The sequence below is a fragment of the Paracraurococcus lichenis genome (genome assembly GCF_030657435.1).
GTDB lineage: Bacteria > Pseudomonadota > Alphaproteobacteria > Acetobacterales > Acetobacteraceae > Paracraurococcus > Paracraurococcus lichenis.
This window is the reverse complement of record NZ_JAUTWS010000008.1, coordinates 163,818-183,420: the sequence shown is the minus strand read 5'-3', so window position 1 is coordinate 183,420 and position 19,603 is coordinate 163,818. Positions and strand designations below refer to the sequence as shown.

The window sequence follows — 19,603 nt, the reverse complement described above, 5'->3', positions numbered from 1 at the left end:
GCAAGCAGAACGACCAGGCGGAGAGGGATGCCCGAGATTGCCGAACAGACCCGCATCGCGGCGCCGCTCGCCGTGGTGTGGCCGCTGCTGAGCGACCCCGCGACGGTGGCGGGCTGCATCCCCGGCGCGACGCTCGCCCCCGACCAGGGGGACGGGCTCTGGCGCGGTTCGGTGAAGGTGCGCTTCGGGCCGACCATCGCGGTCTTCAAGGGCGAGGCGACGCTGGACTTCGACCATGCCGCCCATGCCTGCGCGATCGAGGGGCGCGGGATCGACGGCCGCGGCGCCTCCCGCGCCCTCGCCTCCGGCCAGGTGCGGGCGAGCGCCGAGGGCGAGGCGACGCTGCTGGACGTGGCGGGCAGCTTCACCGTGACCGGGCCGCTCGAGACCTTCGCCAATGCCGGCGGCGTGCATGTGGCGCGCGCCCTGCTGGCGGAGTTCGCCGCCAACATGGCGAAGCTGGTGGCGGAGCGCGCGCCGGCCGCGGCGCCCGAGCCCGCCGTCGAGGCAGCCCCTGCGGCCGCGCCCTCGACGCCGCCCGCCCCGCCGCCGCCCGCCGTGCCGCCCGCCGAACTCGGCGGCTTCGGGCTGATGTGGCGCGCCTTCCTCTCCTGGCTGCGCAGCCTCTTCGTCCAAGGGAAAGCATGACATGGCCACCAAGCTGCAGGACGTCCTCGCCCAGGCCTTCGCGGCCGAGGGCTGCGAGGTGCTCTTCACCCTGATGGGTGACGCCAACATGTACTGGACCGAGGCGATGGCCCGGCAGCCCGGCATCACCGTGGTGAATGCGCGGCACGAGCATTGCGCGGTGGCGATGGCGGATGGCTATGCGCGGGCGACCGGCAAGGTCGGCGTCGCGTCCACCACCTGCGGCCCGGGCTTCACCCAGATCATGACGGCGCTGGCGATTGCCGCGCGCGCCTCCGTGCCGCTGGTCGTCTTCGCCGGCGACTCGCCGATGCTGGCCTCCTACTACGTCCAGCAGATCGACATGGCGCCGCTCGCCCAGGCCTGCGGCGCGCACTACATCGCCGTGAAGTCGCTGGACCGCGCCCTCGACAATGTCCGGGAGGCCTTCCACACCGCGGCGCTCGAGCGGAGGCCGGTGGTGCTCTCCGTGCCGATGGACCTGCAGAAGCAGGCCTATCCCTATCTGGCGGACTACATCCCCTCCTCCGACTACATGCCGATGCCGCAGCGCAGCCTGCCGGATCCGGCCATGGTGGACCGGCTGGTCGCGATGATCGAGGCGGCGGAGAAGCCGATCGTCATCGCCGGCCGCGGCGCCCGCCTGGCCAAGGCCCGCGCGCCGATCGAGGCCATGGCGGAGCGCTGCGGCGCGCTGCTGGCGACCTCGCTGCAGGCGAAGGGCCTGTTCGAGGGCAGCCCCTGGACCCTCGACATCGCCGGCGCCTTCGCCTCGGACTTCTCGCGCGAACTCTTCGCCGGGGCGGACCTCGTCATCGGCATCGGCGTGGGCCTCGGCGCCTATACGACCGAGAGCGGCTATCTCTACCCGAACGCGCAGACGGTGCAGATCGACATCAACCCGCGCGGGCTCTGGCAGGGCCTGCGCACCGCCGACCTGCACATCCGCGCCGATGCCTTCGGCGGCGCGGAGGCCATCGCCGAGGCGCTGGCGAAGCGCGGCATCACGAAGCCCGGCTGGCGCAATGCCGCGCTGGCGGCGCAGATCGCCGAGGACCGGCCGGACCGCAAGGAATTCGCCATCGCCCCCGGCACCGTCGATCCGCGCCAGGCGATGCTGGAACTCGACGCCATCGTGCCGAAGGACTGGGACGTGGTGATCGGCGGCGGCCACTATCTCGGCATCGCCATGACGCATCTGCGCGGCCGCGCGCCGGAGCGGATCAACGTGGTCTGCGACTTCGGCGCCATCGGCAACGGCCTGCCCGCCGCCATCGGCGTCGCCGCCGCGCGCCGCGATGGCAAGGTGCTGCTGATCGAGGGCGACGGCAGCCTGCTGATGCATGTGCAGGAGCTCGAGACGATTCGCCGGGAGGGCCACCGCCTGCTGATGGCCATCATCAACGATGGCGGCTACGGCGCGGAGATCCACAAATTCCGCGCCGGCGGCCTCGACCCCTCGCTGGTCATCCATGGCCGCGGCGACCTCGCGGGCGCCGCCACCGGCTTCGGCGTGCGGGGCGGCACCGTCACCGGCCTCGGCGCCATGGCGGGGATGTTCGCGCAGCACCAGGCCTCGAACGGCGCGTCGCTCTGGGACATCCATACCGACGACACCGTGGTCTCCCGGCCCTATCGCCGGGTGCATTACGGCGAGGCCTAGAGCGGATCGCGGACGGACGCGAGCGTCCGGGAGCGTGAATCCGCTCTACAATCAATATCAATACCCGGCCGCGCGATCGACCACTTGCCGCAGCGGCCGGCCGTCGAGGAAGCGGGCGAGGTTGTCCACGAAGAGCCGCGCGACGACCGTGTCGCGCTGCGGGTGCATCCCGCCCATATGCGGGACGACCAGGATGCCCTCGGTCGTCCAGAAGGGATGGGAGGCCGGCAGCGGCTCCTCCCGGAAGACGTCCAGCACCGCCCCGGCGATGCGCTTGGCGCGGACGGCCGCGATCAGGTCCGCGTCCCGGATGGCATTGCCGCGGCCGAAATTCAGCAGCCAGGCGCCGGGCTTCATCCGGGCCAGGCGCCCGGCATCGATAAAATCCTCGGTCTCCGCCGTCGCGGGCAGGAGCAGCAGCAGGAAATCCGCCCGTGCCAGCACCTCGTCCGTGCGCTCGGGCGGCAGCACCTCCACATCAGGCAGCGGCGCCGGGTTGCGGCGGGTGCCGATCACCTCCATCCGCAGCGCGCCGGCCAGCCGCGCCACCTCCTGCCCGATGGCGCCGAGGCCGAGGATGCCGAGGCACTTGCCGCTCAGCGGCACCGCCACGCGGCGGGTCCAGCGGCTGTCCTTCTGCGCCTCGGCGATGGCGGCATAGGGTTTGGTGACGTGGAAGATGGCGCCGAGGATGTTCTCCGGCATCGACTCGCCATGCGTGCCGCGGGCGCAGGTCAGGATCAGGTCCGGCGGCAGGTCGGGCAGGGCCAGCCAGCCCTCGACGCCCGCGGTGAGCGACTGCGCCCAGCGGAGCTTCGGCATGCGCGGCAGCAGCCCGGCCGGCACGCCCCAGCCCAGCAGCGCCTCGGTCTCCGCCATCTGCCCGGGGCTCGGGCTCTGCTGGCGCGGCAGCGCCTCCACCTGCAGGCGCGCGGCGAGGCCCGCGGCCTCGATCGCCGCGAGATAGGGGCCGGGATTGTCGTGCCAGAGCAGCAGGCGGGTCGGGTTCGGCATGCGGACGGTCCTCCGTTCGCAAGAAGCCTATCCCCGGTCCGGGCCCCCGTCATTGGGGGCCCGCCCGCGACGCGCGGTCAGGCCGCCTTCAGGTGCTGCAGCAGCTTCTCGGTCGCCGCGGTCTTGTCGGTGCGGTCGATGGCGGCGAGTTCCGCGGCGAGGCGATCCATCGCCTGCTCGTAGATCTGCCGCTCGGAGAAGCTCTGGTCCGGCTGGCCGGCATTGCGGTGCAGGTCACGGACCACCTCGGCGATCTGGATCGGATCGCCGGAGTTGATCTTCGCCTCGTATTCCTGCGCGCGGCGGGACCACATGGTGCGTTTGATGCGCGCCTTGCCCTTCAGCGTGTCCAACGCCTCCTTCATCGCCTCGTCGGAGGCGAGCTTGCGGAGGCCGGAGGAGGCAGCCTTGTTGACGGGGACGCGCAAGGTCATCCGGTTCTCGTCGAAGGTCACGACGATCACCTGGAGGGAGATACCCGCGGCGGACATCGTCTCGATGCCCTGGACGGTCCCGACCCCATGGGTCGGGTAGACGACATGGTCGCCGGCCTTGAATTCCACTGGCTTTGCAGGCTGTCTCGGAGGGGGTGATGGAGGACCTTCGCGTCGCGCCGTCTCGCCGGGAAGGCTGACGGGCGGCGCGGAGGCGGGGATCGGCGCGGCCGCCTGCTGCTCCGCCAGGCCTGCGGGCCTGGGCGGGGCAATGGGGGCGGGCGCTGGTGCCGGCGTGGCGGCAGAGGGCGCGGCGGCAGAGGGCGTGACGACAGGCGGAACGGCGGCCCGGGGCGGCGCGGTGTCGGGCGGCGAGGCGGCACGCCCGGCCTCGGCGACGCGGCCGGCGGCGGCCGGCCGGGGTGGAACCACCTTGGGCGCGGGCGGGGTGCCCGGCGCCGCGGCAGGCGGGCGCGGCGGGACGGCGGCCTTCGCCGTGGTGCCGGTGGCGGCCGGCGCGGGGGCGACCTTCGCGGCGAGGGCCTTCGCTGCCGGAATGGGGGCGGCTTTCGCGGCCAGCGGCGCCTTGGACATCGGCGACTTGGACACCGGCGCAGGCGCTGCCTTGGAGGCGGGCGGCGCCTTGGCCGGCACGGGTGCGGGCTGCGCCTTCACCGCAGGCGCCTTGGGAAGGGGCGGGGCGGCCTTCGCCTTCAGCGGCGCAGCCTTGGCCGCCGGCTTCGCCGCGGTGGTCTTGGCAGCCGGCGTCTTCGCCGGCTTGGCGGGCGCGGTCCGGCGGACCTCCGCCACCTGCTTCGGCTTGGCGGCCGCGCGCGCGTCCTTCCCGGCTGGTTTCGCCGTGGTGGAGCGCGTGCCCGAACCCTTCGCCTTGGCGGTTGCCTTCATTCCGGACGACTCTTCTCCTGCAGCAGGCCCCAGCGATGCCGGCATCGGATCCCGAGGCATCCTGCCCGCATTCGGCCAGACATCCCATCGAAACAGGGCCGGCCGGGTTCGCTGTGCATGCCGAAGTTCCGCAAATGGTTGCGCCGGGCCGAACACGAAGGCAGGCCGGCTTCGCCACAGTGCTGAAACCATAGCATTCATTCGGCCGAGTGTCATTATCCCGCCGCGCAGCGCGGGATATGGCGGGGCCGGCAAATCCGGTGTTCGCCCGAATTTGCACTCACGGCGGTTCGCCATGCGGGAGCCGCGCCCAGCCCGTATCGGATTTTAGCGGAACCCTTGCGTGAAATGCAAGACGTTCCACCGGCGCCGCCCGGCTGCCGTCCGCGCTCCGTCGTGCGCGGATTCGCCGCCAGCCATGCGAAACCCGCACCGCATCTGGCGCGTGGATAGCCTTGATTGCCCTGTATCGCGCCGTTAAATACAATAGCAACACGACGGCGGCTGCCCGTCCACCGTCCGCCCGCAAGGAAATCCCCGACGATGAGCTCCCCGGCGAAGGCGAAGCCCGCCACCGCGCCCATGGTCTTCACGGCCAATCGCCTGCTGGACGGCCGCGTCGTCTGGCTGGCCGCGGATGGCGGTTGGGCCGAGACGGTCGCCGAAGCCCGGGTCTTCCCGCCGGCCGAAGCCGCCGCCGGCCTCGCCCAGGCCCAGCAGGGGGAGCGGGACCAGGTGGTCGTCGGCGTCTACGGTGCCGAGGTCGCGATCCACGACGGCGTCGCGGTGCCGATCAAGTTCCGCGAGCGGCTGCGCGCCGAGGGGCCGAGCGTGAACGCCGAACCCGCCGAATACCTGCTCGCCTCCTGACCGGGAGACCGCCGCATGAACGCCCTTGTCGAACCCATCGCCCTGCCCGCCCCGGTCTATCCGCCGGATGCGCGCACCTACCGCTATGACGAGGTGGACCGCGAATTCCTGCAGGAGCGCATCGCCGAGTTCAGCGGCCAGGTCGAGCGCCGGCTGCGCGGCGAGCTGACGGAGGACGAGTTCAAGCCGCTGCGGCTGATGAACGGCCTCTACCTGCAGTTGCACGCCTATATGCACCGCATCTGCATCCCCTATGGCGTGCTGAACGCGACGCAGCTCCGGCAACTCGCGATGATCGCCCGCCGCTGGGACCGCGGCTATGGCCATTTCACCACCCGCACGAACATCCAGTTCAACTGGATCGCGTTGAAGGACGTGCCCGACATCATGCGCGCGCTCGCGGATGTCGACATGCACTCCATCCAGACCAGCGGCAACTGCATCCGCAACACCACCATCGACGAATATGCCGGCGCCGCGCCGGACGAGGTGGTGGACCCGCGCATCTATGCCGAGATCATCCGGCAGTGGTCGACGCTGCATCCCGAGTTCACCTGGCTGCCGCGCAAGTTCAAGGTCGCCATCACCGGCGCGTCGCATGACCGCGCGGCGATCCAGATCCACGATGTCGGCCTGCAGGCGAAGCGCAACGCGGAGGGCGCGATCGGCTTCGAGGTCTGGGTCGGCGGCGGCCTCGGCCGCACCCCGATCCTGGCGACGAAGCTGCGCGACTGGGTGCCGGAGGAGGAGCTCCTCGCCTATCTCGAGGCGGTGATTCGCGTCTACAACGCGCTGGGCCAGCGGGAGAACATCCACAAGGCCCGCATCAAGATCCTGGTGCGCGACCTGGGCGAGGACTACCGCGAGCGGGTGGAGCGCGAATTCGCCCGCCTGCCCAAGCGGAAGTACCGGCTGGATCCGGAGATCGTCGAGCAGATCGCGGCGCATTTCGCCCCGCCGCCCTTCGCGCCGCTGGCCGACAACCCGCCTGCCTATGCGCAGGCGCTGGCGGGGAACCCCGACTTCGCCGCCTGGGCGAAGCAGAGCGTGCGCGCCCACAAGGCGCCGGGCTATGCCTCGGTCACCATCTCCCTCAAGCCGATCGGCGGCATCCCGGGCGATTGCAGCGCCGAGCAGATGGAGGCGGTCGCGGCCCTCGCCGAGGCGCATGCCTTCGGCGAGATCCGGGTCAGCCATGTGCAGAACCTGGTGCTTCCGCATGTGCGGCAGGAGGACCTCCTCGCGGTCTGGCAGGGGCTGCGGGACGTCGGGCTGGCCACGCCGAATATCGGGCTGATCAGCGACATCATCGCCTGCCCGGGGATGGATTTCTGCTCGCTCGCCACGGCGCGCAGCATCCCCGTCGCGCAGATGATCTCGGAGCGCTTCGCCGATCTCGACCGGCAACACGACATCGGCGAGTGCTTCATCAACATCTCCGGCTGCATCAATGCTTGCGGCCATCACCATGTCGGGCATATCGGCATCCTCGGCGTCGATAAGCGCGGCGCGGAGAGCTACCAGATCACCCTCGGCGGCAGCGCCACCAACGACGCCGCGCTCGGCGAGCTGGTCGGGCCCGGCTTCCCCTACGACAAGGTGACGGATGCGGTGGAGACCATCCTCCGCACCTATCTCGCGCATCGCAGCCAGGGCGAGCGCTTCGTCGACACCTATCGCCGCATCGGCCTCGCGCCGTTCAAGGAGGCGCTCTATGCCGCTGCTTGAGATCGCCCATGACCGTGTGCTGGCCGATGACTGGGTGCTCGTCGCCGACGACGCGCCCCTGCCGGAGGCGCCGGCGATCCTGAGCCCGGCCCGGCTGCGGCAGGAGGCGGAGGCGCACGCCGGCCGCAATGCGCCGCTCGGCCTGCTGCTCGATCCCGCCACGCAGCCTGAGGAGATCGCCGACCTGCTGCCGCGCCTCTCCCTGGTGCAGGTGGCGCTGCCGAAGTCGAAGGATGGCCGCGCCTTCACCCAGGCGCGGGCGCTGCGGGAGCATTTCGGCTTCACCGGCGAGATCCGCGCCGCCGGCCACCTGCTGCCCGACCATGCCCGCATGCTGCGCCGCTGCGGCGTGACGACGGTGGCATTGCCCGAGGGCGCCGATCTCGAGGCTTGGCGGCGCTTCGGCGCGGTGGTCGACATCGCCTACCAGCCGGCGCAGGACGAGGGCTTGCCGCTCGGCCTGCGGCGCCGTCGCCTGAAGGCCGCCTGAGATGCTCGCCCGCCGTTCCCTGCTGGCGCTGGCCGGCGCCACCGCGCTGGCCCGCCCCGCGCTCGCCCAAGGAAACGCCCATGGGGGCGAGGCCTGGCCGCGCGAGCGCTCCATCCGCTATGTCGTCCCGGTCGCGCCGGGCGGCAGCCAGGACATCGTCGCGCGCCTCTTCGCCCGGCACCTGACGGATGCGCTCGGCCAGAACGTGCTGGTCGAGAACATGCCGGGCGCCGGCAGCAATATCGGCTACGAGCACGTCTCGCGACAGAAGCCGGACGGCTACACGCTGCTCGCGGGCTCGGACAGCCTGTCCATCAACCGGACGCTCTTCCCGAAGCTCGGCTTCGACGTCACCGGCTTCGCGCCGGTGGCGCAGGGCGTCCGCGTGCCGCAGATCCTGGTGGTGCGGGCGGACAGCCCGGCCCGGACGCTCGAGGACTTCGTCGCCCTGGCGCGCCGCGGCACGGTCGCGGTCGGCACGCCGGGCAATGGCAGCCTCGCGCATCTGCTGGGCGAGCAGTTGCAGGCCGCGGCCGAGATCCGCTGGACCCATGTCCCCTACAAGGGCGGGGCGCTGGCGGTGAACGACCTGCTGGGGGGCAGCCTGCAGGGCGTGATGATCAATATCGGCGCGGTGGCCGACCATGTGCGCGTCGGCCGGCTGCGCGGCATCTTCGTCTCCTCGGCGCAGCGCACCCAGGCCCTGCCGGAGGTCCCGACCCTCGCCGAGGCCGGCATGCCGGGCGGCGAGGCGGTGGGCTGGCACGGCATCGTCGCGCCGGCCGGGACCGATCCGGCGATCCTGGCGCGGGTCAATGCCGCGCTGATGCAGGTGCTGCGGAAGCCGGAGGTGCTGGAGCGCATCGCCGCCCTCGGCCTCGAGCCGGTGGAGGCGCCGCCCGAGGCGCTGGGCCGGCTGATCCAGGCCGATGCCGAGCGCTGGGCGACAGTCGTCCGCCAGGCACGGATCCAGCCGGACTAGCTTTGCCCGGCCTGCCTGCTAGGCTCCCCTGCAAGAACAGGGGGAGACCGGCATGCAGTTCGGCATCTTCGACCAGAACGACCGCGGCGCGCTGGACCTGACGGCGCATTACGAGGCGCGGCTGCGGCTGGCGGAGTTCTACGACCAGGCCGGTTTCGACCGCTACCACGTCAGCGAGCACCACGCGACGCCGCTCTCCGCGACGCCGGCGACCGGCGCCTGGCTCGGCGCCCTCGCGCAGCGTACCAAGCGCATCCGCTTCGGGCCGCTGGTCTATATCCTGCCGCTGCGCCACCCGCTGCAGATCGCCGAGGAGGTCTGCCTGCTCGACCAGATGAGCGGCGGGCGGTTCGAGCTCGGTATCGGCCGCGGCGTCTCCCCCTATGAGCTCGGCTATCACGGCGTGGCGGCGGAGGAGAGCCCGGCCATGCTGGCCGAGGGCCTCGCGCTGCTGCTCAAGGCGCTGACCGAGGAGGAGGTCACCTTCGAGGGCCGCTTCTGGCAGTGCCGCAAGGTCCCGATCGTCCTCCGCCCGAAGCAGCAGCCGCACCCGCCGCTCTGGATGCCTGCCGCGACCGTCGAGCATGCGGCGCGCGCCGCCAGGGCTGCCGCCGGCACGGTCTGCAACGGCCCGACCGGCCGCATCGCCGAGATCGTCGCGCGCTATCGCGCGGAATGGACGCGGCCGGAGCCCCTGCCCTGCATCGGCCTCTCCCGCGCCATGGTCATCGCCGGGACGCGGGAGGAGGCGCGGGCCGCGGCGCAGCGCGCCTGGCGGGTGCATGCCGAGAGCTTCCTCAGGCTCTGGCGCCGGCACGGGGCGCAGCCGATCAATGTCCGGATGAGCGAGGACTTCGCCGAGGCGGAGGCGGCGGGCCTCGCCTTCGCCGGCACCCCGGCCGAGGTGCGCGACGCGCTGCGGCGGCAGGTGCGCGAAACCGGCGTGAACTACGTGGTCGGCCGCTTCGCCTTCGGCGACCTGACGCCCGAGGAGATGCTGCGCTCCGCGAGCCTCTTCGCGCGCGAGATCATGCCCGCGCTGGCCGAGGAACACCGCGCGGCGGCCTGAGACAACCGCCGTCCGATGACCGCAGCGGTGCATGCCGCGGAGGTCTGAATCGGCCGGCCAAACAACCGCCGTCCGATGCCCGCAGCGGCGCATGCCGCGAAGGTCTGAATCGGCCGGCCAAATGGAGAATGACCCGATGAGCGTCCCGCTGCCCGAATCCAATCCGGAGTCCCTCGGCCTCGACCCGCGGCCGCTGGAGCGGCTCTGCGCCACCATCGAGCGGCACATCGCCGAGGGGCAACATCCCGGCGCGCAGGTCGCCGTCGCGCGGCACGGCAAGCTGGCCCTGTTCCGCAGCTTCGGCCGGGCGCGTGTCTCGCCGGACGTCGCGACGGATGCCCGGACGCTCTTCCTGATGTACTCCAACACCAAGGTGGTGACCGCCGCCGCGGTCTGGATGCTGGTGGAGGACGGGCTGCTCCGCTTCTCCGATCCCATCGCGCAGCACGTCCCGGAATTCGCCGCCAACGGCAAGGGCGGCATCACCGTGCTGCAATTGCTGACGCACCAGGGCGGCTTCCCCTCGGCGCAGGTGCCGGAGGCCTGCTGGGCGGACCATGCGCTGCTGCGGAAGACGGTGTCGGACTTCACGCTGGAATGGACGCCGGGCAGCAAGGTCCAGTACCACCCGGCCGCGGCGCACTGGACGGCCGCGGTGCTGATCGAGGCCATCACCGGCCAGGATTTCCGGGCGTTCATCAAGGCCCGGGTGCTGGAACCGCTCGGCCTGCAGGATGAGGTCTTCGTCGGCCTGCCGGAGGCGCAGCTTGCCCGCGCCGCCGATATCCACGACCCGCCGGTGGACGGCGCCTTCCCGCCGCGCGCGGCGGAGAATACCGCGGCGCACCATGCCGCCGGCATCCCGGGCGGCGGCGGCTATGGCACGGCGCGCGGCATGGCGGCCTTCTACCAGATGCTGGCCCAGGGCGGCGTGCTGGGCGGCGTGCGCGTCCTCTCGCCCCGCATGATCGAGTTCGTCACCCGCAACTTCACCGGCGACCGCATCGACGAATACATGGGCCTGCCCATGTGCCGCGGCATCGGCCCGCATTCGCGCGGCGAGCATCCGGTGGCGCGCGGCCTCGGCAGCATCGGGCATCCGCGGACCTTCGGCCATGGCGGCGTCGGCAGCTCCTATTGCTGGGCGGACCCGGCCAGCGGCGTGAGCTTCGCCTTCTTCTCGAACGCAAGGCAGACGGAGCTCTTCCACAACCAGCGGATGGACGTGCTGAGCAACCTGGCGCACGCTGCCATCCTCCCTGCCTGAGAGCGTGCGGTGCGGCGATGAGCCTTCCCCTCGAGGCGCTGTCGGACCGGCAGCAGGCCATCCTGGCCCTGGCGCGTCGGGACGGCCGGGTCGGGGTGGAGGACCTCGCCGCCCGCTTCGCCGTCAGCCCGCAGACCATCCGCAAGGACCTGAACACGCTCTGCGACCGACGGCTGCTGGCGCGGCAGCATGGCGGGGCGATGCTGGCCTCGGGCATCGAGAACTTGGCCTATGCCGCGCGCCGGGCACTCGCGCATGAGGAGAAGCGGCGGATCGCCGGGCGCTGCGCCGCGCTGATCCCGGACGGCTCGTCGCTCTTCATCAATATCGGCACGACGACCGAGGAGGTGGCGCGGGCGCTGGCGAACCACCGCAACCTGCTGGTGGTGACCAACAACATCCATGTCGTCTCCATCCTGCTGCCGAGCCCGGGGGTGGAGGTGGTGGTGGCCGGCGGGCCGGTGCGGCGCGCCGATGGCGGCATCGTCGGCGAGGCGACGGTCGACCTCGTCTCCCAGTTCAAGCTGGATTTCGCCGTCATCGGCGCCTCGGCGCTCGACGAGGATGGCAGCCTGCTCGACTTCGACTACCGGGAGGTGCGGGTGGCGCGCGCCATCCTGGCCAATGCGCGCCATGGCATCCTGGTCGCCGATGCCGGGAAGTTCGAGCGCTCCGCCCCGGTGCGGATCGGTCATGTCTCGCAACTGCATGCCGTGGTGATGGACCGGCCCCCGCCCGAGCGCTTCGCGGAGGCCTGCCGGCTCGGCGGGACCCGGCTGGACCTGGCCGGGCCGGGGGACCCCGGCGAGCCATACGAAAGCGACGCCCTGGAAACCGAAACCGGATGACGCGCGGTTAGGGCGCGAAATTTTCGCTTGCCCTTGCGTTTTGACTTCGGCAAGACTCCCCGACGCGTCCGGGGAAGGCCAGGTGTCGGCAACGCACAGCAATGGGGTCCAGGATCTCCTCGTCATCGGCGGCGGGGTGAACGGCTGCGGCATCGCGCGCGACGCGGCCGGCCGGGGGCTTTCCGTGACGCTGGTGGAGAAGGGCGACCTCGCCGGCGCCACCTCCTCCGCCTCCACCAAGCTGATCCATGGCGGCCTGCGCTACCTCGAGCACTATGAGTTCCGCCTGGTGCGGGAGGCGCTGATCGAGCGCGAGGTGCTGCTGCGCGCGGCGCCGCACATCGTCTGGCCGCTGCGCTTCGTGCTGCCGCACCATGCCGGGCTGCGCCCCTGGCCGCTGCTGCGCCTCGGCCTCTTCCTCTACGACCATCTCGGCGGCCGCCGCATCCTGCCGCCGACGCGGGCGCTGGACCTGACGCGCGACGCGGCGGGGGAGCCGCTGAAGCCGGACTACCGCCGCGGCTTCGAATATTCGGACTGCTGGGTCGAGGATGCGCGCCTGGTCGTGCTGAACGCGCGCGACGCGGCCGACCGCGGCGCGACGGTGCTGGTGCGCACCCGCTGCATCTCCGCCCGGCGCGCCGATGGGCTGTGGCACGCCACGCTGCGGGACGAGGAGACGGGCGCGGTGACCGAGGTCGCGGCGCGCGCCCTGGTCAATGCCGCCGGCCCCTGGGCGGCCGAGGTGCTGGGCGGCGTCGCCGGCCAGAACACGCCGGCCAGGGTGCGGCTGGTCAAGGGCAGCCACATCGTCACCCGCCGGCTCTACGGCCATGACCGCTGCTACATCTTCCAGAATGCCGATGGGCGGATCTGCTTCGCGATCCCCTATGAGGAGGACTTCACCCTCATCGGCACCACGGACGAGGAATTCCAGGGCGACCCGGCCTCGGCCGCCATCTCCGAAGCCGAGACCGACTACCTCTGCCGCGCCATCAGCGACTATTTCCGCAGGCCCGTCACGCGCGCCGATGTCGTCTGGAGCTATGCGGGCGTGCGCCCCCTGTACGATGATGGCGCCAGCCGCGCCCAGGAAGCGACGCGGGACTACGTCCTGACCTTGGACGCAACGAACGGGGAGGCGCCGTTGCTCTCGGTCTTCGGCGGCAAGATCACGACCTATCGGCGGCTGGCCGAGGCCGCGATGGCGAAGCTCGCGCCGCATTTCCCGGGGCTGGGCGCAGCCTGGACGGCGCGCGCCGCGCTGCCGGGCGGCGACTTCCCCTGGGACGGGGCGCCGGCGCTCGCGGCGGATCTGCGCGCGCGCTACCCCTTCCTCGACCCGGCGCAGGCCCGGCGGCTGGTGCGGCAATACGGCACCCGCGCCCGCGCGATGCTGGGCGATGCGCGCACCCGGGACGATCTCGGCCGCGATTTCGGCGCCGGACTGACGGCGCGCGAGGTGGACTGGCAGATGCGCGAGGAATGGGCCCGCGCGCCGGCCGATATCCTCTGGCGCCGCAGCAAGCTCGGCCTGCGCATCGGCGCGGAGGGGCAGGCGGCGCTCGCGGCTTATATGGCGGCGCCGGCGCGGAGGGCGGCGGAATGACCGTCGCGCTCGAGGGCATCGGCCTTTCCGCCGGCGGGCAGCCGGTGCTGCACCCCGTGACGATGGCGCTGGAGCCCGGACTGCCCAACGTGCTGCTCGGCCCGACCGGCGCGGGCAAGACCACGCTGCTGCGGCTGCTCGCCGGCCTCGACCGGCCGAGCGAGGGACGCCTGGTTGCCGAAGGGCGGGACGTGACCGGCCTCGCGGTGCGCAAGCGCAGCGTCGCCATGGTCTACCAGCAGTTCATCAACTACCCCTCCTTCACCGTCTTCGAGAATATCGCGGCGCCGCTGCGCGTGGCGCGGCTGCCGAAGGCGGAGATCGCGCAGCGGGTGCAGGATGCCGCGACCCTGCTGCGCCTGACGCCCTATCTGCAGCGCAGGCCGCTCGAACTCTCCGGCGGGCAGCAGCAGCGCACGGCGATCGCCCGCGCCCTGGTCAAGCGCGCCGCCCTGGTGCTGATGGACGAGCCGCTGGCCAATCTCGACTACAAGCTGCGCGAGGAATTGCGGGAGGAACTGCCAAAGCTCTTCGCCGAGAGCGGCAGCGTCTTCGTCTATGCGACGACCGAGCCGGCCGAAGCGCTGCTGCTCGGCGGCCGTGTCGCCACGCTGTCGGAGGGACGGGTGACGCAATTCGGCATGGCCGGGGAGGTCTTCCGCCGCCCCGCCGACCTCGCCACCGCGCGGGTCTTCTCCGACCCGCCGCTGAACGAGGCGCCGGCGCGGCTGGAGGGCGGGCGGCTGGTGCTCTCGACCGGCGCCGTGCTGCCGCTGCCCGTCGGCGGCCTGGCCGAAGGGCCCTGCACCATCGGCATCCGCGCCCACCAATTGTCGCTGGAGCCGCTGCCGGGCGCCGTTGCATTGCCGGCCGAGGTGCGGGTGTCCGAGGTGACGGGGTCGGAGAGCTACGTCCACCTCGATGTCGGCGGCCTGAACTGGGTCGTGCTGGCGCCCGGTGTGCGGCGGCCGGAGCCGCATGAGGCGGCGACCGTCTGGCTCGACCCGCAGCGCTGCCTGGTCTTCGGCGCGGATGGCAGGCTCGCCGCCGTCGCCGCCCTGGCGGAGGCCGCCTGATGGCCCGCATCGCGTTCGAGCGCCTGGCGCATGGCTATCCCGGCAGCGGCCAGTATGCGCTGAAGCCCATGGACATGGTCTGGGAGGATGCCGGCGCCTATGCGCTGCTCGGCCCTTCCGGCTGCGGCAAGACCACGCTGCTGAACATCGTCTCCGGCCTGCTGCGGCCGAGCGAGGGGCGCGTCCTGTTCGACGGCGCGGATGTCACGGCGCTGCCGCCGGAGCGGCGCAATGTCGCGCAGGTCTTCCAGTTCCCCGTGGTCTACGACACCATGACCGTGCGGGAGAACCTGGCCTTCCCGCTCCGCAACCGCGGCATCGCGGCCAGGGCGGCCAATGCGCGGGTGGAGCATGTGGCGGGCCTGCTCGGCCTCGCGCGCGACCTCGACCGGCGCGCGCGCAACCTCGGCGCCGACGAGAAGCAGAAGATCTCGCTCGGGCGCGGGCTGGTGCGGGACGACGTCGCCGCCATCCTCTTCGACGAGCCGCTGACGGTCATCGACCCGCACCTGAAGTGGGAGCTGCGCTCGCGGCTGAAGGAACTGCACCGGCAGGTGCCGGTGACGATGATCTATGTCACGCACGACCAGACCGAGGCGCTGACCTTCGCCGACCGGGTCGTTGTCATGAGCGAGGGCGAGGTGGTGCAGGTCGGCACGCCGGAGGCGCTGTTCGACCGCCCGGCCCATACCTTCGTCGGCCATTTCATCGGCTCGCCGGGGATGAACCTGCTGCCCTGCGCGGTCGCGGGGCGGGAGGCGGTGCTGGAGGGCGGCCACCGCATCGCCCTGCCGCGCGCCTATCCGGCGCTGACGGGGCGGATCGAACTCGGCATCCGGCCGGAATTCGCCACGCTGGCGCGGGACGGCCTGCCGGTCGCGCTGCAGCGCATCGAGGATCTCGGCCGCCGCCGCATCGCCCGCCTCGAGCTGGGCGGCCGGCCCTTCGCCGCGACCCTGCCGGAGGGGATGGGCGTGCCGCCCGAGCCGCGCCTCGCCCTCGATCCCGCGCGGCTGCACATCTATGCCGATGGCCGCCTGGCCGAAGGGGAGGCCTGATCGATGGCCAAGCCGCGCGACGACCGCGCCTGGTTCCTGGTGCTGCCGGTGGTGGCGCTGGTCGCCTTCTCCGCCCTCATTCCCGTCATGACGGTGGTGAACTACTCGGTGCAGGACAGCTTCGGGAACAACCAGTTCTTCTGGAACGGCACCGCCTGGTTCAAGGAGCTGCTGGACCCCGCGACCGACCTCGGCGGCCGCTTCTTCGACGCGCTCTGGCGCACGCTGCTGTTCAGCGGGCTGTGCCTGCTGATCGAGATCCCGCTCGGCATCGCCGTCGCGCTCACCCTGCCGCGCCGGGGCTGGGGAGTCGCCGCCTCGCTCGTCGTCCTCGCCCTGCCGTTGCTGATCCCCTGGAACGTGGTGGGGACGATCTGGCAGGTCTTCGCGCGGCGCGACATCGGCCTGCTGGGCGCGGCGGTGAACGGCCTCGGGATCGACTACAGCTACGCGCAGAATCCGCTGGACGCCTGGATCACCGTGGTGGCGATGGATGTCTGGCACTGGACCTCGCTGGTCGTCCTGCTCTGCTATGCCGGGCTGCGCGCCATCCCGGATGCCTACTACCAGGCGGCGAAGGTGGACGGCGCCGGCGCCTGGGCGGTGTTCCGGGCGATCCAGTTGCCGAAGCTGCAGCGCGTGCTGACCATCGCCATCCTGCTCCGCTTCATGGACAGCTTCATGATCTATACGGAGCCCTTCGTGGTCACCGGCGGCGGCCCCGGCAATGCCACCACCTTCCTCTCCATCGACCTGGTGAAGATCGCGCTCGGCCAGTTCGACCTGGGCAAGGCGGCGGCCATGTCGATCGTCTACAACCTGATCATCCTGACGGTGTGCTGGGTCTTCTACGCCACCACCACCCGCGGCCAGAGCGAGGCGGCGCGATGAGCGGCGTCGCCGTCCCCGCCGCGCTGCCGGCGGCGCGCGCGCCGGCGCGGTCCGGCGCCGCCCGGGCGCTGGCGCCGCGCCTCGTCCTCGGCCTCTACATCCTGTTCCTGCTGGTGCCGATCTACTGGCTGGTGAACATGAGCCTGAAGACGAATGCCGAGATCGCCTCCGGCATGACGCTCTGGCCCATGCACCCGACGCTGGAGAACTACCGGCGGATCTTCACCGACGCCTCCTGGTACACGGGCTACCTCAACAGCCTGACCTATGTGGTGCTGAACAGCGCGATCTCGCTGACCGTCGCGCTGCCGGCGGCCTATGCCTTCAGCCGCTACCGATTCCTGGGCGACAAGCACCTGTTTTTCTGGCTGCTGTCGAACCGCATGGCACCGCCGGCGGTCTTCGCCCTGCCCTTCTTCCAGCTCTATTCCGCGGTCGGGCTGTTCGATACGCCCTGGGCGGTGGCGCTGGCGCATTGCGTCTTCAACATCCCGCTCGCGGTCTGGATCCTGGAAGGCTTTATGTCCGGCGTGCCGCGGGAGATCGACGAGACGGCGGCGATCGACGGCTGTTCCTTCCCGGCCTTCTTCGTCCGCGTCTTCATGCCGCTGGTCGCCGGCGGCATCGGCGTCGCCGCCTTCTTCTGCTTCATGTTCTCCTGGGTCGAGCTGCTGCTGGCGCGGACGCTGACCACCGTGGATGCCAAGCCGATCGTCGCCACCATGACCCGCACCGTCTCGGCCGCCGGGATGGACTGGGGGCTGCTGGCGGCGGCCGGGACGCTGACCATCATCCCCGGCGCCATCGTCATCTGGTTCGTCCGCAACCACATCGCGCGCGGCTTCGCGCTGGGGCGGGTGTGACCATGGATCTCTCCTGGATGGCCTGGACCTGGGAGACGGCGCTGTTCTTCGGCGCCCTCTTCGCCACGCTCGCGGTCATGACGCTGCTCGCCGTGCTGCGGCCGGAGGCGGACCGCATCGGCATCCTCGGCCTGCCGACCACGCGCGGCGACCGGCTGTTCCTGACGCTGCTCGGCGGCGCCTTCATCCATCTGGCCTGGCTGGCGCTGGCGGGCGAGGCCCCGCTCTGGGGCGCCAGCATCGTCTCCGTGATCTTCGGCGCAGCCCTGTTCCGCTGGGCCTGACCACCCGCGCCCGGGGCACGGGCGCAGCGACCACGAGGAGGAAATGCACATGGCAGAGACCATCATCAACCGCCGCAGGCTGCTGCTCGGCAGTGCGGCGGTGCTCGCCGCGCCGGTGATCCTGGCGCCGCGGCACAGCCTCGCGCAGGGCGTGGATGCCGCCCGCCGCTGGGTCGGGGAGGAATTCCAGCCCTCCACGCTCTCGCGCGAGCAGCAGATGCAGGAGATGGAGTGGTTCGCGCGCGCCGCGCAGCCCTTCCGCGGCCAGGAGATCAACGTGGTGTCGGAGACGATCACCACGCATGAGTACGAGGCCCGCACCCTGGCGAAGGCCTTCTCCGAGATCACCGGCATCCGCCTGCGGCACGACCTGCTGCAGGAAGGCGACGTGGTCGAGAAGATCCAGACCCAGATGCAGTCCGGGCGCAATGTCTACGACGCCTGGGTGAACGACAGCGACCTGATCGGCACGCATTTCCGCTACCAGCAGGCGGTGCCGCTGACCGACTGGATGGCCGGCGAGGGCAAGGACGTCACCCTGCCGACCCTCGACCTCGAGGACTTCATCGGCCGCAGCTTCTGCACCGCCCCGGACGGCAAGCTCTACCAGTTGCCGGACCAGCAGTTCGCCAACCTCTACTGGTTCCGCTACGACTGGTTCACCCGTCCCGCCATCAAGGACGCCTTCAAGAAGAAGTACGGCTACGACCTCGGCGTGCCGGTGAACTGGTCGGCCTATGAGGACATCGCCGAGTTCTTCACCAACGACGTGAAGGAGGTCGACGGGGTCAAGGTCTATGGCCACATGGACTACGGCAAGAAGGACCCCTCGCTCGGCTGGCGCTTCACCGATGCCTGGCTCTCCATGGCCGGCAATGGCGACCGCGGCATCCCGAACGGCAAGCCGGTCGACGAATGGGGCATCCGCATGGAGGGCTGCCGCCCGACCGGCTCCTCCATCGAGCGCGGCGGCGACACCAATGGCCCGGCCGCCGTCTATGCCGTGACCAAGTACGTGGAGTGGCTGAAGAAGTATGCCCCGCCCGAGGCGGCCGGCATGACCTTCAGCGAATCCGGCCCGGTCCCGGCGCAGGGCAACATCGCGCAGCAGATGTTCTGGTACACCGCCTTCACCGCCGACATGGTCAAGCCTGGCCTGCCGGTGGTGGATGGCGAGGGTCTGCCGAAGTGGCGCATGGCGCCCTCCCCGAAGGGCGCCTACTGGAAGGACGGCATGAAGCTCGGCTACCAGGATGCGGGATCCTGGACCCTGCTGAAGTCGACGCCGGTGGATCGCCGCAAGGCGGCCTGGCTCTACGCGCAGTTCTGCGTGTCGAAGTCCACCAGCCTGAAGAAGAGCCATGTCGGGCTCACCTTCATCCGCGAGAGCGACATCTGGCACCAGTCCTTCACCGAGCGGGCGCCGAAGCTCGGCGGCCTGGTGGAGTTCTACCGCTCCCCGGCGCGGGTGCAGTGGACGCCGACCGGCGTGAACATCCCGGACTACCCGAAGCTGGCGCAGCTCTGGTGGCAGAACATCGGCGATGCCTCCTCCGGCGCCAAGACGCCGCAGCAGGCGATGGACGCGCTGGCGGCGGCGCAGGACAGCGTGCTGGAGCGCCTGCAGCGCGCCAATGTCCAGGGCGAGTGCGGGCCGAAGCTGAACCCGAAGACCTCGGCCGAGCACTGGTACGAGCAGTCGAAGAAGGACGGCAACCTCGCGCCGCAGAGGAAGCTCGCCAACGAGAAGCCGAAGGGCGAGACGGTGGACTACGACACCCTGATCCGCAGCTGGCCGGCGACGCCGCCGAAGCGGGCCTGAGACGCGGACCTGAGAATGGGGCGGGGGGCCTGCCGGCCCCCCGCTACCCCACTGCGCCGATCCGTGCTGACATTGCCCCCG

At 71.3% G+C, this 19,603-nt stretch carries 18 protein-coding genes; 16 read left to right on the top strand and 2 right to left on the bottom strand.

The window, feature by feature from the left end; all coding sequences use genetic code 11:
* Positions 1-27 precede the first annotated feature (27 nt).
* Together Q7A36_RS10850 and Q7A36_RS10845 are read left to right on the top strand one after the other, a co-directional pair.
* Positions 28-648 carry an SRPBCC family protein gene (locus Q7A36_RS10850; protein ID WP_305103701.1) on the top strand — a complete coding sequence of 207 codons (621 nt, stop codon included), beginning with the start codon at positions 28-30 and terminating at the stop codon, positions 646-648.
* A gap of 1 nt (position 649) precedes the next feature.
* The gene (locus Q7A36_RS10845; protein WP_305103700.1) at positions 650-2,311 is read left to right on the top strand and encodes a thiamine pyrophosphate-binding protein; all 1,662 of its coding nucleotides are present in this window, start codon (positions 650-652) and stop codon (positions 2,309-2,311) included.
* Between the two features lie 57 nt (positions 2,312-2,368).
* Here the strand turns inward: Q7A36_RS10845 and Q7A36_RS10840 are convergent, their stop codons facing one another.
* The gene (locus tag Q7A36_RS10840; RefSeq protein ID WP_305103699.1) at positions 2,369-3,325 is read right to left on the bottom strand and encodes a D-2-hydroxyacid dehydrogenase; all 957 of its coding nucleotides are present in this window, start codon (positions 3,323-3,325) and stop codon (positions 2,369-2,371) included.
* Positions 3,326-3,402: 77 nt separating this feature from the next.
* Positions 3,403-4,665, bottom strand: coding sequence for a CarD family transcriptional regulator (locus tag Q7A36_RS10835; RefSeq protein ID WP_305103698.1), 1,263 nt, complete (start codon positions 4,663-4,665; stop codon positions 3,403-3,405).
* A 543-nt stretch (positions 4,666-5,208) separates the two neighbouring features.
* Here Q7A36_RS10835 and Q7A36_RS10830 point away from each other — a divergent pair.
* The 14 genes from Q7A36_RS10830 (at position 5,209) to Q7A36_RS10765 (ending at position 19,522) form a co-directional block, all read left to right on the top strand.
* Complete coding sequence (locus Q7A36_RS10830) at positions 5,209-5,535, top strand: DUF2849 domain-containing protein (RefSeq protein WP_305103697.1); 327 nt, start codon at positions 5,209-5,211, stop codon at positions 5,533-5,535.
* A 15-nt stretch (positions 5,536-5,550) separates the two neighbouring features.
* Entirely contained in the window at positions 5,551-7,263 is a 1,713-nt protein-coding gene (locus Q7A36_RS10825; protein ID WP_305103696.1) for a nitrite/sulfite reductase, read from the top strand.
* Positions 7,250-7,753, top strand: a complete 504-nt coding sequence (locus Q7A36_RS10820) for a DUF934 domain-containing protein (RefSeq protein ID WP_305103695.1) — start codon at positions 7,250-7,252, stop codon at positions 7,751-7,753. Before Q7A36_RS10825 ends, Q7A36_RS10820 begins: the two co-directional genes overlap by 14 nt.
* Position 7,754: 1 nt before the next feature.
* Complete coding sequence (locus tag Q7A36_RS10815; protein ID WP_305103694.1) at positions 7,755-8,735, top strand: Bug family tripartite tricarboxylate transporter substrate binding protein; 981 nt, start codon at positions 7,755-7,757, stop codon at positions 8,733-8,735.
* Positions 8,736-8,787: 52 nt separating this feature from the next.
* Positions 8,788-9,804: an LLM class flavin-dependent oxidoreductase gene (locus Q7A36_RS10810; RefSeq protein WP_305103693.1), complete on the top strand. Its 1,017-nt coding sequence runs from the start codon at positions 8,788-8,790 to the stop codon at positions 9,802-9,804.
* Positions 9,805-9,940: 136 nt separating this feature from the next.
* Positions 9,941-11,071 (top strand): serine hydrolase domain-containing protein, encoded by a 1,131-nt coding sequence (locus Q7A36_RS10805; protein WP_305103692.1) that lies wholly within the window; start codon positions 9,941-9,943, stop codon positions 11,069-11,071.
* Between the two features lie 17 nt (positions 11,072-11,088).
* Positions 11,089-11,919: a DeoR/GlpR family DNA-binding transcription regulator gene (locus Q7A36_RS10800; protein ID WP_305103691.1), complete on the top strand. Its 831-nt coding sequence runs from the start codon at positions 11,089-11,091 to the stop codon at positions 11,917-11,919.
* A gap of 82 nt (positions 11,920-12,001) precedes the next feature.
* Positions 12,002-13,528, top strand: a complete 1,527-nt coding sequence (gene glpD, locus Q7A36_RS10795) for a glycerol-3-phosphate dehydrogenase (protein WP_305103690.1) — start codon at positions 12,002-12,004, stop codon at positions 13,526-13,528.
* The gene (locus tag Q7A36_RS10790) at positions 13,525-14,604 is read left to right on the top strand and encodes an ABC transporter ATP-binding protein (protein ID WP_305103689.1); all 1,080 of its coding nucleotides are present in this window, start codon (positions 13,525-13,527) and stop codon (positions 14,602-14,604) included. Before glpD ends, Q7A36_RS10790 begins: the two co-directional genes overlap by 4 nt.
* Positions 14,604-15,662: an ABC transporter ATP-binding protein gene (locus tag Q7A36_RS10785; RefSeq protein ID WP_305103688.1), complete on the top strand. Its 1,059-nt coding sequence runs from the start codon at positions 14,604-14,606 to the stop codon at positions 15,660-15,662. The genes Q7A36_RS10790 and Q7A36_RS10785 overlap by 1 nt, the downstream gene beginning before the upstream one ends.
* 3 nt (positions 15,663-15,665) lie before the next feature.
* The gene (locus tag Q7A36_RS10780) at positions 15,666-16,553 is read left to right on the top strand and encodes a carbohydrate ABC transporter permease (protein ID WP_305103687.1); all 888 of its coding nucleotides are present in this window, start codon (positions 15,666-15,668) and stop codon (positions 16,551-16,553) included.
* A complete protein-coding gene (locus tag Q7A36_RS10775) occupies positions 16,550-17,416 on the top strand; it encodes a carbohydrate ABC transporter permease (protein ID WP_305103686.1) in 867 nt (288 codons plus the stop codon). The genes Q7A36_RS10780 and Q7A36_RS10775 overlap by 4 nt, the downstream gene beginning before the upstream one ends.
* Before the next feature lie 2 nt (positions 17,417-17,418).
* On the top strand, positions 17,419-17,700 hold the full coding sequence (locus Q7A36_RS10770; protein WP_305103685.1) for a DUF2160 domain-containing protein: 282 nt from the start codon (positions 17,419-17,421) through the stop codon (positions 17,698-17,700).
* Positions 17,701-17,749: 49 nt separating this feature from the next.
* Positions 17,750-19,522: an ABC transporter substrate-binding protein gene (locus Q7A36_RS10765; RefSeq protein ID WP_305103684.1), complete on the top strand. Its 1,773-nt coding sequence runs from the start codon at positions 17,750-17,752 to the stop codon at positions 19,520-19,522.
* The last annotated feature ends 81 nt before the right edge of the window (positions 19,523-19,603 follow it).

What these genes read in the sequence shown, in the direction of transcription:
- Q7A36_RS10830 (WP_305103697.1), top strand. Translation starts at nt 5,209, where the DNA reads ATGAGCTCCCCGGCGAAGGCGAAGCCCGCCACCGCGCCCATGGTCTTC.
- Q7A36_RS10845 (WP_305103700.1), top strand. Translation starts at nt 650, where the DNA reads ATGGCCACCAAGCTGCAGGACGTCCTCGCCCAGGCCTTCGCGGCCGAG.
- Q7A36_RS10810 (WP_305103693.1), top strand. Translation starts at nt 8,788, where the DNA reads ATGCAGTTCGGCATCTTCGACCAGAACGACCGCGGCGCGCTGGACCTG.
- Q7A36_RS10785 (WP_305103688.1), top strand. Translation starts at nt 14,604, where the DNA reads ATGGCCCGCATCGCGTTCGAGCGCCTGGCGCATGGCTATCCCGGCAGC.
- Q7A36_RS10770 (WP_305103685.1), top strand. Translation starts at nt 17,419, where the DNA reads ATGGATCTCTCCTGGATGGCCTGGACCTGGGAGACGGCGCTGTTCTTC.
- Q7A36_RS10765 (WP_305103684.1), top strand. Translation starts at nt 17,750, where the DNA reads ATGGCAGAGACCATCATCAACCGCCGCAGGCTGCTGCTCGGCAGTGCG.
- Q7A36_RS10775 (WP_305103686.1), top strand. Translation starts at nt 16,550, where the DNA reads ATGAGCGGCGTCGCCGTCCCCGCCGCGCTGCCGGCGGCGCGCGCGCCG.
- Q7A36_RS10790 (WP_305103689.1), top strand. Translation starts at nt 13,525, where the DNA reads ATGACCGTCGCGCTCGAGGGCATCGGCCTTTCCGCCGGCGGGCAGCCG.
- Q7A36_RS10800 (WP_305103691.1), top strand. Translation starts at nt 11,089, where the DNA reads ATGAGCCTTCCCCTCGAGGCGCTGTCGGACCGGCAGCAGGCCATCCTG.
- Q7A36_RS10850 (WP_305103701.1), top strand. Translation starts at nt 28, where the DNA reads ATGCCCGAGATTGCCGAACAGACCCGCATCGCGGCGCCGCTCGCCGTG.
- Q7A36_RS10780 (WP_305103687.1), top strand. Translation starts at nt 15,666, where the DNA reads ATGGCCAAGCCGCGCGACGACCGCGCCTGGTTCCTGGTGCTGCCGGTG.
- Q7A36_RS10805 (WP_305103692.1), top strand. Translation starts at nt 9,941, where the DNA reads ATGAGCGTCCCGCTGCCCGAATCCAATCCGGAGTCCCTCGGCCTCGAC.
- Q7A36_RS10815 (WP_305103694.1), top strand. Translation starts at nt 7,755, where the DNA reads ATGCTCGCCCGCCGTTCCCTGCTGGCGCTGGCCGGCGCCACCGCGCTG.
- Q7A36_RS10820 (WP_305103695.1), top strand. Translation starts at nt 7,250, where the DNA reads ATGCCGCTGCTTGAGATCGCCCATGACCGTGTGCTGGCCGATGACTGG.
- Q7A36_RS10835 (WP_305103698.1), bottom strand. Translation starts at nt 4,665, where the DNA reads ATGAAGGCAACCGCCAAGGCGAAGGGTTCGGGCACGCGCTCCACCACG.
- Q7A36_RS10825 (WP_305103696.1), top strand. Translation starts at nt 5,551, where the DNA reads ATGAACGCCCTTGTCGAACCCATCGCCCTGCCCGCCCCGGTCTATCCG.
- Q7A36_RS10840 (WP_305103699.1), bottom strand. Translation starts at nt 3,325, where the DNA reads ATGCCGAACCCGACCCGCCTGCTGCTCTGGCACGACAATCCCGGCCCC.